We start from the raw sequence: 16,137 nt of genomic DNA on the forward strand, positions 1-16,137 counted from the left end.
CGGGAGTTTGTGATGTTTGACGTGCTGTCCGATGATTTGATGCAGAAGATGGACGCCTATTGGCGGGCCGCTAATTATCTGTCGGTCGGACAGATCTATCTTCAGGACAATCCACTGCTCGAACAACCGCTCCGGATCGAGCACATCAAGCCGCGTCTGCTCGGGCATTGGGGAACGACGCCGGGGCTGAACCTGCTCTATGTCCACCTTAACCGACTGATCAGCGCGCACGACCTCGACATGATCTACATCATCGGGCCGGGCCATGGCGGCCCGGGTCTGGTGGCGAATTCGTATCTCGAAGGCTCTTACACTGAGCGCTATCCGGCGATCGAACGCAATCGCAATGGGCTGCAGCGTTTGTTTCGCCAGTTCTCCTGGCCGAACGGCGTGCCGAGTCATGTTTCGCCGGAAACGCCCGGTTCGATTCACGAGGGCGGCGAGCTCGGCTATTCGCTGGCACACGCCTATGGTGCGGCCTTCGATAATCCCGATTTGATCGTCGCCTGCATCGTCGGCGACGGAGAGGCCGAGACGGGAGCGCTGGCGACGAGCTGGCACTCCAACAAGTTTCTCAACCCGGCGCGGGATGGCGCGGTGCTGCCGATCCTGCATCTCAACGGTTTCAAGATCGCCAATCCGACGATTCTTGCGCGGATCGGCCGGCAGGAGCTCACCGATCTGATGCGCGGTTACGGCTACGAGCCGATCGTGGTCGAGGGCGATGATCCCAAGCTTGTGCATCATACGCTCGCCGCGGCGCTGGAGCGCGCACTGGCCGATATCCGCGCGATCCAGGCTGCGGCACGCCATCAAGGTGTCACCGTGCGGCCGCGTTGGCCGATGATCATCCTGCGCACGCCGAAGGGGTGGACCGGGCCAAAGCAGGTCGACGGCAAACAGATCGAGGGGACCTGGCGCGCGCACCAGGTGCCGATCGCAAGTTTCAAGGACCCGACGCACGTCCAGCTTCTGGAAGCATGGTTGCGCAGCTATCGGCCGGAAGAGCTATTCGACGCCAGCGGCAAGTTCCGCGACGATCTGGCGGTGCTGGCGCCGACCGGTCATCGCCGGATGAGCGCCAATCCTCACGCCAATGGTGGCGAATTGCTGCAGCCGCTGTCGCTGCCCGACTTCCACGGCTACGCGGTGACCCAATCCGGGCCGGGGACGGTCAAGGCCGAGGCCACCCGCGTGCTCGGCGCGTTCTTGCGCGATGTGATGAAGTCGAATCTCGACGCCAAGAATTTCCGTCTGTTCGGACCCGACGAGACAGCCTCGAACCGCCTGGACGCGGTCCTCGAGGTCACCGACAAGGAGTGGATGGCGGAGATCGAGGATGTCGACGTTGCGCTCGGCCCCGACGGTCGGGTCATGGAAGTGCTGAGCGAGCATTTGTGCCAGGGCTGGCTCGAGGGCTATCTGCTGACCGGACGTCACGGCTTTTTCTCGTGCTACGAAGCCTTCATTCACATCGTCGGTTCGATGTTCAACCAGCACGCCAAATGGCTGAAGACGTGCGACGCGATTCCGTGGCGTCGCCCGATCGCCTCGCTGAACTATCTGCTGACCTCCCACGTCTGGCGCCAGGATCACAACGGCCTCTCGCATCAGGACCCGGGCTTCATCGATCACGTCGTCAACAAGAAGGCGAGCGTCGTCCGGGTCTATCTGCCGCCGGACGCGAACTGCCTGCTGTCGGTGGCGGATCACTGCCTGCGCAGCCGCAACTACGTCAATCTCATCGTCGCAGGCAAGCAGCCGGAATGGCAGTGGCTCGACATCGACTCCGCGGTCAGGCATTGCTCGGCCGGCGCCGGAATCTGGCATTGGGCGAGCAATGGCGAGGATGATCCCGACGTGGTGATGGCCTGCGCAGGGGACGTGCCGACGTTGGAGACGTTGGCAGCGGTGATGCTGCTGCGCGAATACGTGCCCGACATTCGCGTCCGGGTCGTCAACGTCGTGGACCTGATGGTGCTGCAGCCGAGCTCCGAACATCCGCACGGCCTCGATGACAAGCGCTTCGACGAGATTTTCACCGTCGACAAGCCCGTGGTCTTCGCATTTCACGGCTATCCGTGGTTGATCCACCGACTGACTTACCGGCGACGCAATCACTTCAACATCCACGTCCGAGGTTACAAAGAAGAGGGCAGCACAACGACGCCGTTCGACATGGTGGTGCTGAACGATCTCGATCGTTACCGGCTGGCCCTCGACGCGATCCGCCGGATCCCGCGTCTCGCTGGAGAGGTCGAGGCGGCGACCGCGCGATACTGGGCGACGATGCAGCGGCACAAGCTGTATATCGGCGAACATGGCGACGACATGCCCGAGGTTCGCGACTGGAGCTGGCAAGGCTGAGGTGGCGTTGCGCGCGCCGTCTGCTCAAATCGTCGCCGAACAGGTAAGCCAGCATCAACCAATCGAGCAGCCGCGTTACGCGACTGCCGCGTTGCCGTCTCCGGATTAACGGACGGTTCCTCTGCGGCCGATAAGGATTGCGATGCGGAACCCAAATCGAAGGAGCGGGCCGATGGACACGCGCGAACACGTCGCAGCGCATCAGCAGATCGGTGCCGACAAACTGCTCGGGCTGCTGAATCTCCTGGTGGTGGACGACGACCCGATGCAGCGCATGTTGATTGCCGGCGCCGCTGAAAAGGCAGGATATACGGTCACCCACGCGGCCTCCTGCGCCGAGGGTATCGCTTTGTTCCGTGATCGGAGCTTCGACTGCGTGACTCTCGACCTCATGCTCGATGACGGTGACGGCGCCGACGTTATGCGGGCGATGGCTGACGCCCGCTACAGCGGCCCGATGATTGTGATCAGCGGGATGGACTCGGAACGCCGCCGCGCCTCGCGGGCTCTCGCCCGTTCGCTCGGGATGGACCTTCTGCAGAGTTTCCCAAAGCCGATCGACCTTGCTGCTCTACGGATCTCGCTGGCCAACCTCCGAAGCAACGTTGCCGGCTTGCCGATTGTTCACTCATGGGGCGAGGTCTGCGGTCCACGGTTCGATCGTACCGGCTGAGCGCCCGCCTGCTACCATTCCAGTCCCCTCCGGCGGTATTAGGCTGAGCGCGGATGTGCGCCTGAGTTGCGCGTCCTGCGCTCGATCGTTGTGCCCTCGGACATAGGCGGTCTCGTCTGCCGCAGCCTCGGCCGTCGAGAAGGAGGGGCGGCGAAGCAAGAGATTGCGCGGAACGTTTCAACGGCAGCGCCTTCTCGCGAGCCGTCTGCAGCCCGGCGATCGCGCGCGCCGGCAAACAACGCAAGGCCGGGTCGGGAAGCTCCTCGGCAGTGGACGAGCGGGCTGATCTACAACGTATGGTTGGGGTGGGACGCCCTCATTGCTGGTACCACTACGAGGGCCAAAATTAACGAGAGTGAAGGTCAATCACAGCTAGAGCTGTCAGGACGCGAATTCCGGGATCGACGGGGCGTTGTCCCGTGACCCTCGGAAGATCGAGAAAAGGTGCTTGGGAATGCATGATGTCTCAGTGCGAGGCGGCGCCGATCGCGGGGCCGCCGGGGCGCCTTCCAACCGTTCTTCCGGCGCAATCGCCGGTGGGACAGAACTGCCGATGGCCGTGTGAGGTCGATACGATGACTGGACGTGCAGATCGATCGCCCGTCCATCGACGTGGTCCGTCACGCGCGAACCCTACAGGAAGGGCCAAATGACCCCGCTCGACTACGAGTATCTGCAGAAAGTGCTGAAAGACCGGTCCGGCCTGTTGCTGTCTGCGGACAAGAAATATCTGCTGGAAAGTCGCCTGCTACCACTGGCCCGCAAGATCGGCGTGGCGGGCATCAGCGAGGTCGTGCAGAAGATGAAGGCTGGTTCGGAGCCGCTGATCCACGATGTGGTCGAAGCGATGACGACGAACGAGACGTTCTTCTTCCGCGACAAGACACCGTTCGATCACTTCAAGGACAGTGTGGTCCCCGAACTGATCAAGGCCCGCGCCGGACGACGTAGTTTACGGATCTGGTGCGCCGCCTCGTCGACCGGTCAGGAGCCGTATTCGCTAGCGATGATCCTCAAGGAGAAGGCAGCCGAACTCACCGGCTGGCGGATCGAGATCGTCGCCACGGACCTGTCGCCCGAGGTGCTCGAAAAATCCAAAGCCGGGCTCTATTCCCAGTTCGAGGTCCAGCGTGGCCTGCCGATTCAGCTGCTTGTCAAGTATTTCAAGCAGGACGGTCCGATGTGGCAGCTCAACGCCGACGTCCGCTCGATGGTGCAGTTTCGGAAGTTCAATTTGCTGCAGGACTTCGCACCGCTCGGCAAGTTCGACGTGATCTTCTGCCGCAACGTGCTGATTTATTTCGATCAGGCGACCAAATCGGACATCTTCAACCGGCTGATGAAAGCGCAGGAGCCCGACGGTTACCTGTTCCTGGGCGCGGCCGAGACGGTGGTCGGCCTGACCGATAGCTACAAGGTCTGTCCGAAACGCCGTGGCGTGTACCTGCCGAATACTGGAGCTTCGCCTTCGCTCGCGCCGGGCATTGGCGCAAGTGCGTTGAAACCGGCGAGTCTGGTCGGCCGATAGGAGGAAATCGGCTTGACGAGTGAGAATACCGGATCTGATCGCGTGACATTCGGGCGTGGTTACAACGTCTGGATCATGGGGATCGACGGTACGTGGCGGCGAAGCTGCGTGCTGAAAGCGGTGTCGAACTTCGAAGCCGAACTGGAACTCGAGGGATCGATCGAGGGTCTCAATCTCAAGGAATTCTTCCTTCTGCTTTCTTCAACAGGATTGGCATATCGCCGCTGCGAATTGATCCGGGTCAACGGATCGGAAATCGATGTTCGCTTCCTGAAGACCAAGAGTAAGCCCGGCCGGGCGAGCGGCGGTCGTGAGGACCGGCTGGAATCCTGATCGTCGTCGAGAAAGCAGTAACCACACTCATCCGCGAATAAGCCCGTCCAGTATTCGTAAAATACTTCGTTCAGCACAGGCGACTAACGTGTCGCTTCGGGTTGCGCGTGACTTAATCGTACGAACACCAACAACGGGACCTACCAATGACGGGTATGACAGATTTGGCGCGGCCGACCCGCGTTCTTGTCGTCGACGATGACCCGTTACAGGGAGCAGTTATCAGCAGTCTCTGCCGCCGGCTCGCTTATGAGCCGATGTTCGCCAACTGCTTTCAGGCGGCCGCCGATCAGATTGTCTCCGGTGGCTTCGATTTCATAACCATTGATCTCTCGCTCGGCGATCGAGACGGCGTCGAATTGTTGCGCCTGATCGCCGACCACGGAAGGGCGCCACGGGTCATCGTGATCAGCGGCTGCGATCGGCGGATTCTCAGCGCGACGGTCCGCATGGCGCGAGCCGCCGGCATTGTGGACGCGGTCTCGCTGCCGAAGCCGATCGACCTTGCCTCGCTTCGCGAGGCGCTGATCTTGAAGGCGAGCAACCAGGGATCTTTGCGCCCTGGACCGACACAGAGGCCGCGACCGATCACTTCGGAAGATCTGCTGCGCGGCTTCGAGCGCAACGAACTGTATCCCGCGTTTCAGCCGAAGGTCCACCTTGCGACCGGACAGGTGGTCGGATGCGAAGCTCTGGCGCGATGGGACAGCCCAACGTTCGGCGCTGTCGCCCCAGATGAGTTCATTCCGTTGGCCGAGCAAAGTGGGCTGATCAAGTCAATCACTCTGCAGATGCTTCGCGATTCGGTGCGGATGGCCCGGCACTTCCTGGAACTCGACCGCTCGTTCGAAGTGGCTGTCAATCTGTCTGCGACGCTGCTCTCGGACACCTCGATCCCTGAGGAGATCGAAAAAGAACTGGAAGAAGCCGACGTTCCGGCGCAAGCGCTGATCATCGAGGTTACCGAATCCACCGCGATGACCGATATCGCCCGCGCGATGGATGTCCTGTTGCGGCTGCGGATCAAGGGCGTCGGAATCTCGATCGACGATTTCGGCACCGGCTATTCGTCGCTGGCGGCGCTCGCACGAATGCCGTTCAGCGAACTCAAGATCGATCGGTCCTTCGTGAAGGAATGCCTGACTGATGCCGACATGTGGAAGGTGGTTTCCGCTTCGGTGGCGATCGCGCATCAGTACGACATGAAAGCGGTGGCCGAGGGCATTGAGGACGCGGAAACCTGGCGTGCCCTCGACGAACTCGGCTGCGATATCGGTCAGGGGTACGGTTTCGCTCGCGCCATGAGGCGTGATGCCTTCGATGAGTGGTGCCGCCATTGGAACCGCCAGCACTCGCTGGCAATAACTTCAGAGCGTCATCAAGCCTGAGCGAACGGACTGAGAAACGGGCTGCAGGTCCCGCACACTGCGTTGCGGCGTCAGGCGACGAACTCGACGAGCTCGTCGTCGCCGACTGGAGTCCGCTGTGCGGCTGCGAAGGTAGTCTTGATTTGAGCCACCAGCACTACGTAGTCCGCTTCGGATAATTCCGGCGCGCGACGCTCGAGGTCGCGGGCAAGGCCAGCCAGTCGATCAAGTCCGAATGTGCCTGCTGCGCTTTTCAGCGAATGGGCTTCGCGCTCGATCCTGCGGCGATCGGTGGCGACATTGAGTGCATCGAGCAATCCGAGCTTCGCCTCTGCATCACGGACGAATACAGCGAGTACGTCCAGGCTCGCCTGCTCGCCGATTTCGGCGACCAGATGGGCGAAGGCGGCCTTTCCGACATAGAGCCGGGCAGTCGGTGCTGACTCGATCGGACAAGCAACCGACCCGACCTCCGGACGCCCTTCGATGTCGCGGCCAACGTCGCCGGATGGCGTCGGTTCGGATGCAACCACAGGTAAACCGACGTCTGCCGCGTTGCGAGCCTGCAAAGGCGGCAGCGCGCTCAAAATGGCGCTGACCAGCGCGTTCTTGCGGACCGGCTTGGCGACATGGTCGTTCATGCCGGCATCGCGGCAGGCTTGTTCATCCTCGGCGAATGCATTTGCCGTGAACGCAATGATCGGCACGGTCGCCAGTGGCCCGCCCCTGGCTCGAATGGAGCGGGTCGCTTCCAGGCCATCCATTTCGGGCATCCGCATGTCCATCAAGATGACGTCGTACTCGAACCGAGTCGCTGCGGTGACGGCTTCAGTACCGTCGCAGGCAGTACTGCACTGGATTGCGAATTCGCTCAGCATCTGGACCGCGACGGCCCGATTGGTCGGGTTGTCGTCAACGATCAGCAGGCGCAACGGCCGTCCGCCCGCCGCGATGCGCGCGTGCAGATCCGTAACGCCGGTCGGGGACTCTTCCTTCGGGGCGACGTCGCTCGTGATCGCGAGTGCCAGCGTGAAGTTGAACGACGATCCCACCCCCGGCGTGGATGTCACGTTGATGCTCCCGCCCATCTGCTCGATCAGCCGGCGGCTGATCGCGAGGCCGAGTCCCGATCCGCCAAACCGGCGGCGGATCGAATTGTCGGCCTGGACGAAATCGTCGAACAATGATTCGATCTTATCGGGATCGATACCAATCCCGGTATCGGTGACGGTCCACTGAATGCGTGCCGTCGATCTATCGTCGGAGACGCAATTTACGGCGACGACGATGGTGCCGGACGGGGTGAATTTCACCGCGTTCGAAAGCAGGTTGAGCAGGACCTGGCGAATGCGTCCGGGGTCGCCGATCAGCGCCTGCGGCAGGTTGTCACTCAGATCCGTTCGAATGGTGAGCCCTTTTGCCGCTGCGCGTGGGCCAATCATATCCAATGATTGCTTAACCACATTGATCGGTGAGAAAGTGATCAGTTCGATCGACAAGCGACCGGCCTCGAGCCGTGAATACTCGAGGATATCATCGAGAATCTTGAGCAGACCGTCTCCGGAGGAATGAATGCCCTCGACCGCCCGTCGCTGCTCCGGGGCGAGCTTGGTCTCGAGCAGATTGCTGGCGAGGCCGAGCACCGCATTCATCGGCGTTCGAATTTCGTGGCTCATCATCGCCAGAAAGTTCGACTTCGAAGCGCTGGTTGCTTCGGCGGCCTCGGCGTAGAGTGCCTGCTTGTTCCACCAGCGTGCGATGGCGACGCTGCCGGTGAGGATGATCAGCCCACTGATGATCGACATGGCCAGCAGGAGTTTCGCCATTCCATGCCAGTTTCGTAGCTCGCTTTCCTCGTTCAGCGTCACCGTCACCAAAACCGGATAGTTCGGCAGCATTCGCGCCGAGCGCAGTATTGTCTTGTGACTTTTATGCCCATCTTCGCTGGTCTCACGGAGGCTGCCACCGGCCTGTAGCGCCCGCCGCCCGCCGTCCGCCTTCAACTGGCCGGTCTTTGCCGAATGGGGGTAGCTGGCGAGTACCAGGTCGTCACTGCGGACAAGCGAAATTTTCGTATCTGACTCGGGCGCGGTCGCTGCGAAGAAGTTTTCGAAATAGCGCTGCGACATCGCGCCGAGTAGCAGGCCCATAAAGTTGCCGTCGGGATCGTTGAGTCGCCGGGCCAGATAGATGTTCCAGGTTCCGTTGCCGCGATTCTGCGTCGGCGCGCTAATGTAGGTTTCGAGGTTTTCGTCGCTGCTCAGCGCCTTGAAGTAATCACGATCAGAGACGTTGATGTCGGGAATCGGCCAATAGCGGGAAAAATTGATCAGTTTACCCTTTGCATCGATCATCGTCACGGCGTCAATCTGAGGCAGGCCGGTGACCTTCTCCTTGAGTAAGGCGTGAGTTTCCTGATCGGACATCGTGCGTTGGTAGGAGTCGCTGTCCGTGACGCCGCGACGGGCAAGGTAGTCGCTGACGCTCGATAGAACGAGGTCGAGCGATTTGAACGAGCGATCGGCTTCTTCGGCCAGTGTCAGGTTGTACCGCTTCAGATTTGCTTCGGTGGTTCGCAACGTGCTCTCGCGAAGGTCGCTGAGGAAGATCAGGTTGGTACTGACGATCGACACGATCAGCGCGGCGGAGATCAGTCGGAGGGCAATCTGCGAGCGTCGGAGGTTCGGGCGGCTCGACTTCGCATGTCCGGTCATTGTGCCACCCGTTCGCCGCCCACGGGGGGTGGCTTCGAACTTGGGGTCCATCGCGCAACCTCGCTCTCGACTCGTTTGGCGAGCTCAGCTGGGCTGCGTTCCTCGACCGATGGCACTTCGCTGCCGAGATCGGTCAACTCCTTGCGCACGTCGGGATCGTCGAGCGCCCTGCCGAGCGCAGCGTTGAGACGATCGATCAGTTCCCGCGGCGTGCCTTTCGGCGCGAACAGTGCGTTCCACGCCGTGATTGCGAAATTCCCGATTCCGGCTTCGGTCGCGGTCGGCACGTCTGGCAGCACCGGGCTGCGCCGCGGCGACACGATCGCCAGCGCCTTGACGTCTCCTGACTTTATGCGAGGGAATGCACTGACGATCTGATCGCACATGTAATCGACGTGCCCGGCCATGAGCGCCTGCAATGCAGGGCCGGTGCCTTGATATGCTTTCGTTGCCGGATGAGCGTCGATGATCGAGTTCAGAAGCGTACACGTTGCGTAGGAGACCGAGCCGATACCGGCGTGGGCCATCGTGGTGAGCTTGGAGTGATTGTTCAGGTAGCGAGCCAGATCGCCTAAATTCTGGGCAGGCAGGTCCGCCCTCGCGAGGACGAGCGAAGGCATTTCGATGACAAGTCCGATCGGCGCAAAGTCCTTGACCGGGTCGTAGGCGAGCTGCGGATAGACCGCGACGGCATTCCCGTGAGTTCCCATGTGGCCGATCAGGAGTGTGTAGCCGTCTGGCGCGGCGCGCATCGCGCGGCTGGCAGCCGTGGTTCCACCGGCGCCGACGACGTTCTCGATCATGATCTGTTGGCGAAAGGTCTTCGCCATGTGGGCGGTGACGATGCGTGCGACGATGTCAGTGGGGCCGCCTGCGGCGAACGGCACGATCACGGTGATGGCGCGCATCGGATAGTCGAGTTTCGCTGCAGCCGGCGTCGTGGCTGCCAAAATAGCTAGCAAGCCGAGCAACAAACGGCTTGATCGGCCGTTCCAGTTATCCACGCGCGACCTACACGGCCGGGCTCGTTCGCTTGCTTGAATCTGGTGCATAATGCTAATGGAGGCTGCAATGTTTCATTTCGTAGTATTTTCAGAGACTAATGAGCGGTGCGTAAACGTCCGGACAGATCGAATGAATCTCTCCATCGTGAATTTTATGTGAAGAGATGTCACGGGGGGCGTCTGGTAGTCGCGGAGACAGAGCGCTGCCGGTATTTGGAGTTTCCAGCGTTTATTGTAACGATTTGGTGCGTTCTGGGAGTTAGTTTGGTATTCGTAAAACTACGGGCCGGGGCGGCCCTGTCATTGTCGCAGGCTTTGTGGAGATCGGTCGACGAATGAGAAATCGTCGGGACGGGAAGTGTTCGTCGTTGATGATGATCCGGCCGTGCGCGAAACGCTCTCGATCGTGCTGTCGGCCGCTGGTTACGAGGTTGTTTGCTTTGCCGATGGCGATGCTCTCCTGACGGTGGCTCGCAGCCGCAGCCCCGCTTGCATTCTGCTCGATGTCCATATTCCGGGACGCTCTGGGCTCGACGTTCTCGCCGAATTGCACGCCGAGGATTATCCGGCTCCGATATTCATGATCTCTGGAAAAGGCGATATCGCGATGGCGGTCAACGCCATCAAGAACGGTGCGCTCGACTTCATCGAGAAGCCGTTCCGCGGCAAGGAGATCGTCACCCGCGTCGAGGAGGCGATCGACGCGTATTCACGGCGAAGCGTGTCGGGCAAGGCGGTCAAGGCGCCGTCGTATATTTTCCCGGGCAAGGAGCCGCTGACCTTGCGTGAGCGTGAAGTGCTGGAACTGTTCGCGTCCGGCAACACCAACAAGGAAGCCGGGCGGCAGCTTGGTATCAGCCCCCGCACAATCGAGTATCACCGCGCCAACATCATGAAAAAGCTCGGCGCGCGCAATGCGACCGACCTCGTTCGGATCGTGATGACGGCGCCAGAATCCTGACCAGGCGCTGGCCGGTCCGTCACAGCGTGCCGGGAAATGCACCGCCGTCCAGCAGGATGTTCTGGCCGGTGATATAGCCCGATCGTGCGCCGCATAGGAACGCGCAGGCCAGCCCGAACTCCTCGGGATCCCCGAAGCGGCCGGCAGGGTTCTCGTTCATCCGCGTCTGAAGGATCTGCTCGACGGGGACGCCCGACGCCTTGGCCTGACCTGCGGAAACGCCGCGCAGCCGGTCGGTGTCGAATGGACCCGGCAGCAGCGCGTTGATCGTCACGTTGTGCCGCACCGTCTTGCGTGACAAGCCGGCGACGAATCCGGTCAGGCCGGTGCGCGCGCCGTTGGACAGGCCGAGCACATCGATTGGCGCCTTCACGGCGGCCGAGGTGATGTTGACGATACGTCCGAATTTGCGGGCGATCATCGTGTCGACCGTCGCCTTGATCAATTCAATCGGCGTCAGCATGTTGGCGTCGAGCGCCTTGATCCAATCGGCGCGGCTCCAGTTGCGAAAATCCCCGGGCGGCGGCCCGCCGGCGTTGTTGACCAGGATGTCCGGCTCCGGGCAGGCTTTCAGCGCGGCCTCGCGGCCTTCCGGCGTGGTGATATCGCCGGCCACTTCGAGGATTTCGACGTCGGGGTAGGCCAGGCGCAAAGCCGCGGCCGCCTGCGCCAGCGCTTCGGCTCCGCGCGCCGTCATGGTGACATGGACGCCCTCGGCCGCAAGCGCGGCGGCGCAGGCGCGTCCCAATCCCTTGCTCGATGCGCAAACCAGTGCGCGGCGGCCTTTGATTCCCAGATCCACGTTCCACTCTCCGCTATGTGCTTCGATGCCTGACTGGTCGGCGACCGCACTCTAGCCAACCGGGTCGGGCGTGATAAGTGATTGACATCGCCTAATTCATCGATGGGAAACGCAGCATGGATCCACTGTTCGACGTCAGCCGGGAAATCGTTCTGGTCACTGGCGCATCGCAAGGGCTCGGCCGCCAGTTCGCGCGCGTGCTGGCCGAGCGCGGCGCCGGCATCGTGCTCGCCGCGCGCCAGATCGACAAGCTGAAAAGCCTCGAACAGGAGATCAAGGACAAGGGCGGCCGCGCCGTCGCGGTGCCGTTGGACGTCACCGATCTCGCATCGATGGCGACGGCGATCGATCGCGGCGAGGCCGCCCTCGGCCCCGTCACCGTGCTGATCAACAACGCCGGCATTGCGGTCGAGAAGCTCGCGGTCGAGCAGAGCGAAGCCGATTGGGACGCCGTGATCGGCGCCAATCTCAAGGGGGCTTACTTCCTCGCAACCGAGGTCGCGCGGCGGATGATTGCGCGGCAGCAGGGCGGCAACATCGTCAATATCGCTTCGGTGCTCGGCGATAGCGTGATGAAGTTCCTGTCGCCTTACGCGGTGTCGAAGGCCGGCATCATCCAGGCCACCAAAGCCCTCGCGCTCGAACTCGCGAGCGCCCGCATCCGCGTCAACGCGCTGGCGCCGGGCTACATCGACACCGACATCAACCACGCGTTCTGGTCGACGCCTGGCGGGGAGAAACTGATCAAGGGCATTCCGCAGCGACGCGTCGGCCACGAATCCGACCTCGACGGCGCGATCCTGCTGCTGGCGTCGAATGCGTCGCGCTACATGACGGGAAGTGTGGTGACGGTGGATGGCGGGTTCTTGTTGGCGTAGCTACCAGCATCACCTCTCGGTGTCATTCCGGGCTCTCGGGTGTCATTCCGGGGCGCTCACGCAGTGAGCGAACCCGGAATCCCGCAGTTCAGAGCACCTCGGGATTCCGGGTTCGCCGCTGCGCGGCGCCCCGGAATGACACCCGGTGAAAAATCACATCGCCCGCATCTCTTCCCGAATCATATCCGCCGCCTTCTCGCCGATCATGATCGTCGGCGCGTTGGTGTTGCCGCCGATCAGGGTCGGCATCACCGAGGCGTCGACGATGCGCAAGGCTCCGACGCCGTGAACCCTGAGCCGTGAATCGACCACCGCCATCGGATCGTTCGTGCCCATCTTGCAGGTGCCGACGGGGTGATACACGGTGTCGGTGCGGGCGCGCAGGATGGCGCGGATGTCGTCGTCGGTGCGGACATCCGCTGTGAACAGGTTCTTCTGCTGCAGCGCGCGCAACGCCGGTGCGTCCACCAGCCGCTGCGTCGTTTTGTAACCGGCGACCATCGCCTCGAGATCGTCCGGCTCGCCGAAGAAGTTCGGATCGATCAGCGGCGGTGCCAGCGGATCGGCGCTGGTCAACCCGACGCGGCCGCGGCTCTTCGGCCGCAACAGGCAGACGTGGCAGGAGAAGCCCGTGCCCCAGTGCCGCTTGCGGCCGTGGTCGTCGACCATCGCCATCCCGAAATGCAGCTGAATGTCGGGAATGTCGAGATCCGGCCGCGTTTTCAGGAAGCCGCCGCACTCGGCGAAATTGGTCGTCAGCGGGCCGCGGCCCTCGCGGCGATACAGGCCGATGCTCGACAGCAGCCGGCCGATGCCGTTGAAGCTGGTGCCCGTAAAGTGAGGGCTGTCCGACATGTAGGAGAAGATGAAGTCGGGATGATCCTGCAGATTCTGCCCGACCCCCGGCAGATGATGCATCGATGCGATGCCGTGGCTTTTCAACGCGGCGCCGTCGCCGACGCCGGATAGCAACAGCAGTTGCGGCGTCTGGAATGCGCCGGATGCGACGATCACTTCGCGGCGGGCGCGGACCTGCCGCGTCTCGTTGTTCTGGCGATATTCGACGCCGACCGCGCGGCCGCCTTCGAACAAGATGCGTGTGGCGTGCGCCTGCGTTTCGACGCGCAGATTGGGCCGCGTCGTCATATAGGGATGCACATAAGCGCGCGCCGCGCTCCAGCGTTCGCCATTGTGCTGGGTGAGCTGATACAGGCCGAGGCCTTCCTGCTCCTCGCCATTGAAGTCGTCGCGGATCCGGAATTGCGCTTCGCGCGCCGCCTGCAGGAAGATGTCGTGCGCCGGATTGTCGGTGCGGAGCTTGTTGACGTGCAGCGGACCATTCTGGCCGTGATACGCGCCATTGAAGTCGGAATTATTCTCCGAGCGCTTGAAGTAAGGCAGAACGTCTTCGTAGGACCAGCCGGCGTTGCCGAGTTCTGCCCAATGGTCGTAATCCCATTTGTGGCCGCGGATATAGACCATGGCGTTGATCGCCGACGATCCGCCCAGCCCCTTGCCGCGCGGCTGATAGCCGATGCGGCCGTTGAGGCCGGCTTGCGGCACGGTCTCGAAGTGCCAGTTGTTGAGCTTGCCCGGCACCATCAGCGACAGCGCGTAGGGCGTCTTCACCACCCAATTGTCCGCGGTGCCGCCGGCCTCGAGCAGAGCCACCGACGTGCCCGGATCTTCCGACAGCCGGCCTGCAACGGCGCAACCGCCAGAGCCTCCGCCGACCACGACAAAGTCATACGTGTCCGTCACCGTTTCAACTCCCGAATGATTTGTTGTGTCGTTGTTATTGGCCGCGCCGGCTCGTTGACCGGGCGGGTCGTCAGATCAGGAAATCCAGCGCAGCACTTTCGCAAGCCGCGTGATTTTGCCGCCGTAGGGCGGATACAGATCGGCGAAGCGGTTATAGGGCGAGCGATAGAACACCGGCTTGAGTTGGGTGAAGGTGTTGAACCCCCATTCGCCGTGATAGGAGCCCGTTCCCGACGCGCCGACGCCGCCCATCGGCTGGTTGACCTGGGCGAAATGCACCAGGCAGTCGTCGATGGTGACGCCGCCGGACACGGTCCGCGCCAGCACCTCGTCGCGCGCCGCCTCGTCCTTGCCGAACCAGTACAGCGCCAGCGGGCGGTCGCGTGAATTGATGAAGGCGATCGGCTCGGCCGGATCATCGTAACCGAGGATCGGCAACAGCGGGCCGAAGATCTCTTCCTGCATGATCTTCATGTCGGACGTGGCGCCGAGCACCACTGTCGGCGGAAACTTGCGCTGTCCTTGCCACGCCGCGTCGTCGGCCGCGGCCGGCTGCAGCAGCCGCGCGCCGCGCGCCGCAGCGTCGTCGACGAGGCCCTTCAGCCGCGCATAATGCCGGTCGGCGACAATCGAGGTGTAGTCCTTGTTGGCGGGATCGGAGCCGAACATCCGCTGCATCGCGTCGCGGATCTTTGCCGCCAGTGCCTCGACCATGTCTTGCGGCGCCAGCACATAGTCCGGCGCGATGCAGGTCTGGCCCGCATTCATCAGCTTGGCGTAGGCGATCCGCGGCGCCACCTCGTCGAGGTCGGCGGAGCGGTCGACGATGGTCGGGGATTTGCCGCCGAGTTCGAGCGTGACCGGCGTGAGGTTACGCCCGGCGGCTTCTGCGACGATCCGGCCCACCCGCGTGGAGCCGGTGAACATCAGATGGTCGAACGGCAGCTTCGCGAACGCCTCGGCGACGCCGTCCTCGATCCCGGTCACGATCATCTCGGCGGGGTCGAACTTTGCGGCGATTGTTTCCTGCAACAGAGCCGAGAACGCCGGCGACAATTCGCTCGGCTTGATCATCACCCGGTTGCCGGCGGCCAGCGCGCCGATCGCCGGCGCCAGCGTCAGCTGCAGCGGATAATTCCACGGCGCGATGATGCCGACCACGCCGAGCGGCTGCGGGATCAGCCGGTTCTTGCCCGGCCAGAATTGCGGCTGGGTCGCGACCTTGCGCGGCGCCATCCAGGATTTGATGTGCTTGCTGGTGTGCTTGATGTCGCCGAGCAGGCTGAGCGTCTCGGCGATCATGGTCTCGATCGCGCAGCGATGGCCGAAATCGGCGGAGATCGCCTGCTCGAATCGCTTTTCATTGTCCTTCAGAACACTGCGGAGCCGCGCCAGCCTGTCGAGCCGCTGCTCCAGCGTCGCCGGCGCTTCGGCTCGGGAGCGGTCGAGCATCCGGTGAAAGCTGTCCTGCAGGGCGTTGCCGCCGAATCCGCTCAACGGCTGGTCCATGATGCGCTCCACCTGTTGCGGCCTTTTGTCTGGATTTGGGCCGATTTTGACGAAGTCTTGCAGGAGCAGGGGCATCGGGCAACCGCATCGGGTTCCGGTCGTCATAATATCTTGAAAATATCCGTCACGGGCCTTCCCAAACCCCCCGGGCATTGGTACACACCCCTCGCGCCCCGGGCATCAGCCCACGGGCAGCCTTCTCAGGAACCTTCCGGGAGGATCGATCAGCGCCCCACGGCG

General features: G+C 62.4%; 12 protein-coding genes. 7 read left to right on the top strand and 5 right to left on the bottom strand.

The window, feature by feature from the left end; genetic code table 11:
* Nucleotides 1-12: 12 nt before the first annotated feature.
* The 5 genes from BMY71_RS05905 to BMY71_RS05925 all read left to right on the top strand — a co-directional run bounded on the left by BMY71_RS05905 (nt 13) and on the right by BMY71_RS05925 (nt 6,289).
* A complete protein-coding gene (locus BMY71_RS05905; protein WP_092682323.1) occupies nt 13-2,367 on the top strand; it encodes a phosphoketolase family protein in 2,355 nt (784 codons plus the stop codon).
* 172 nt (nt 2,368-2,539) lie between these two features.
* On the top strand, nt 2,540-3,040 hold the full coding sequence (locus BMY71_RS05910; protein WP_092682325.1) for a response regulator: 501 nt from the start codon (nt 2,540-2,542) through the stop codon (nt 3,038-3,040).
* A gap of 649 nt (nt 3,041-3,689) precedes the next feature.
* Nucleotides 3,690-4,568, top strand: coding sequence for a CheR family methyltransferase (locus BMY71_RS05915; protein ID WP_092682327.1), 879 nt, complete (start codon nt 3,690-3,692; stop codon nt 4,566-4,568).
* 12 nt (nt 4,569-4,580) lie between these two features.
* Nucleotides 4,581-4,901: a hypothetical protein gene (locus BMY71_RS05920; RefSeq protein WP_011501916.1), complete on the top strand. Its 321-nt coding sequence runs from the start codon at nt 4,581-4,583 to the stop codon at nt 4,899-4,901.
* Between the two features lie 155 nt (nt 4,902-5,056).
* Nucleotides 5,057-6,289 carry an EAL domain-containing response regulator gene (locus BMY71_RS05925; protein WP_244525982.1) on the top strand — a complete coding sequence of 411 codons (1,233 nt, stop codon included), beginning with the start codon at nt 5,057-5,059 and terminating at the stop codon, nt 6,287-6,289.
* A 50-nt stretch (nt 6,290-6,339) separates the two neighbouring features.
* On the opposite strand, the gene BMY71_RS05930 is transcribed toward BMY71_RS05925, so the two are convergent.
* Nucleotides 6,340-8,982, bottom strand: a complete 2,643-nt coding sequence (locus BMY71_RS05930) for a hybrid sensor histidine kinase/response regulator (protein WP_092682329.1) — start codon at nt 8,980-8,982, stop codon at nt 6,340-6,342.
* Nucleotides 8,979-10,034: a tripartite tricarboxylate transporter substrate-binding protein gene (locus BMY71_RS05935; protein ID WP_011501919.1), complete on the bottom strand. Its 1,056-nt coding sequence runs from the start codon at nt 10,032-10,034 to the stop codon at nt 8,979-8,981. The genes BMY71_RS05930 and BMY71_RS05935 overlap by 4 nt, the downstream gene beginning before the upstream one ends.
* Before the next feature lie 310 nt (nt 10,035-10,344).
* Here BMY71_RS05935 and BMY71_RS05940 point away from each other — a divergent pair, with 310 nt between their 5' ends.
* The gene (locus BMY71_RS05940) at nt 10,345-10,947 is read left to right on the top strand and encodes a response regulator transcription factor (protein WP_092682331.1); all 603 of its coding nucleotides are present in this window, start codon (nt 10,345-10,347) and stop codon (nt 10,945-10,947) included.
* Nucleotides 10,948-10,966: 19 nt separating this feature from the next.
* Here the strand turns inward: BMY71_RS05940 and BMY71_RS05945 are convergent, their stop codons facing one another.
* A complete protein-coding gene (locus BMY71_RS05945; RefSeq protein WP_011501921.1) occupies nt 10,967-11,749 on the bottom strand; it encodes an SDR family oxidoreductase in 783 nt (260 codons plus the stop codon).
* Between the two features lie 116 nt (nt 11,750-11,865).
* Between BMY71_RS05945 and BMY71_RS05950 the strand changes: the two genes are divergently transcribed.
* The gene (locus tag BMY71_RS05950; protein ID WP_092682333.1) at nt 11,866-12,627 is read left to right on the top strand and encodes an SDR family NAD(P)-dependent oxidoreductase; all 762 of its coding nucleotides are present in this window, start codon (nt 11,866-11,868) and stop codon (nt 12,625-12,627) included.
* A gap of 153 nt (nt 12,628-12,780) precedes the next feature.
* Here BMY71_RS05950 and BMY71_RS05955 read toward each other — a convergent pair whose 3' ends face one another.
* Nucleotides 12,781-14,388: a GMC family oxidoreductase gene (locus tag BMY71_RS05955; protein ID WP_092682335.1), complete on the bottom strand. Its 1,608-nt coding sequence runs from the start codon at nt 14,386-14,388 to the stop codon at nt 12,781-12,783.
* A gap of 75 nt (nt 14,389-14,463) precedes the next feature.
* Nucleotides 14,464-15,897 (bottom strand): coniferyl aldehyde dehydrogenase, encoded by a 1,434-nt coding sequence (locus BMY71_RS05960; protein WP_092682485.1) that lies wholly within the window; start codon nt 15,895-15,897, stop codon nt 14,464-14,466.
* Between the last annotated feature and the right edge of the window lie 240 nt (nt 15,898-16,137).

Source organism: Rhodopseudomonas pseudopalustris, assembly GCF_900110435.1.
Taxonomy (GTDB): Bacteria; Pseudomonadota; Alphaproteobacteria; order Rhizobiales; family Xanthobacteraceae; genus Rhodopseudomonas; species Rhodopseudomonas pseudopalustris.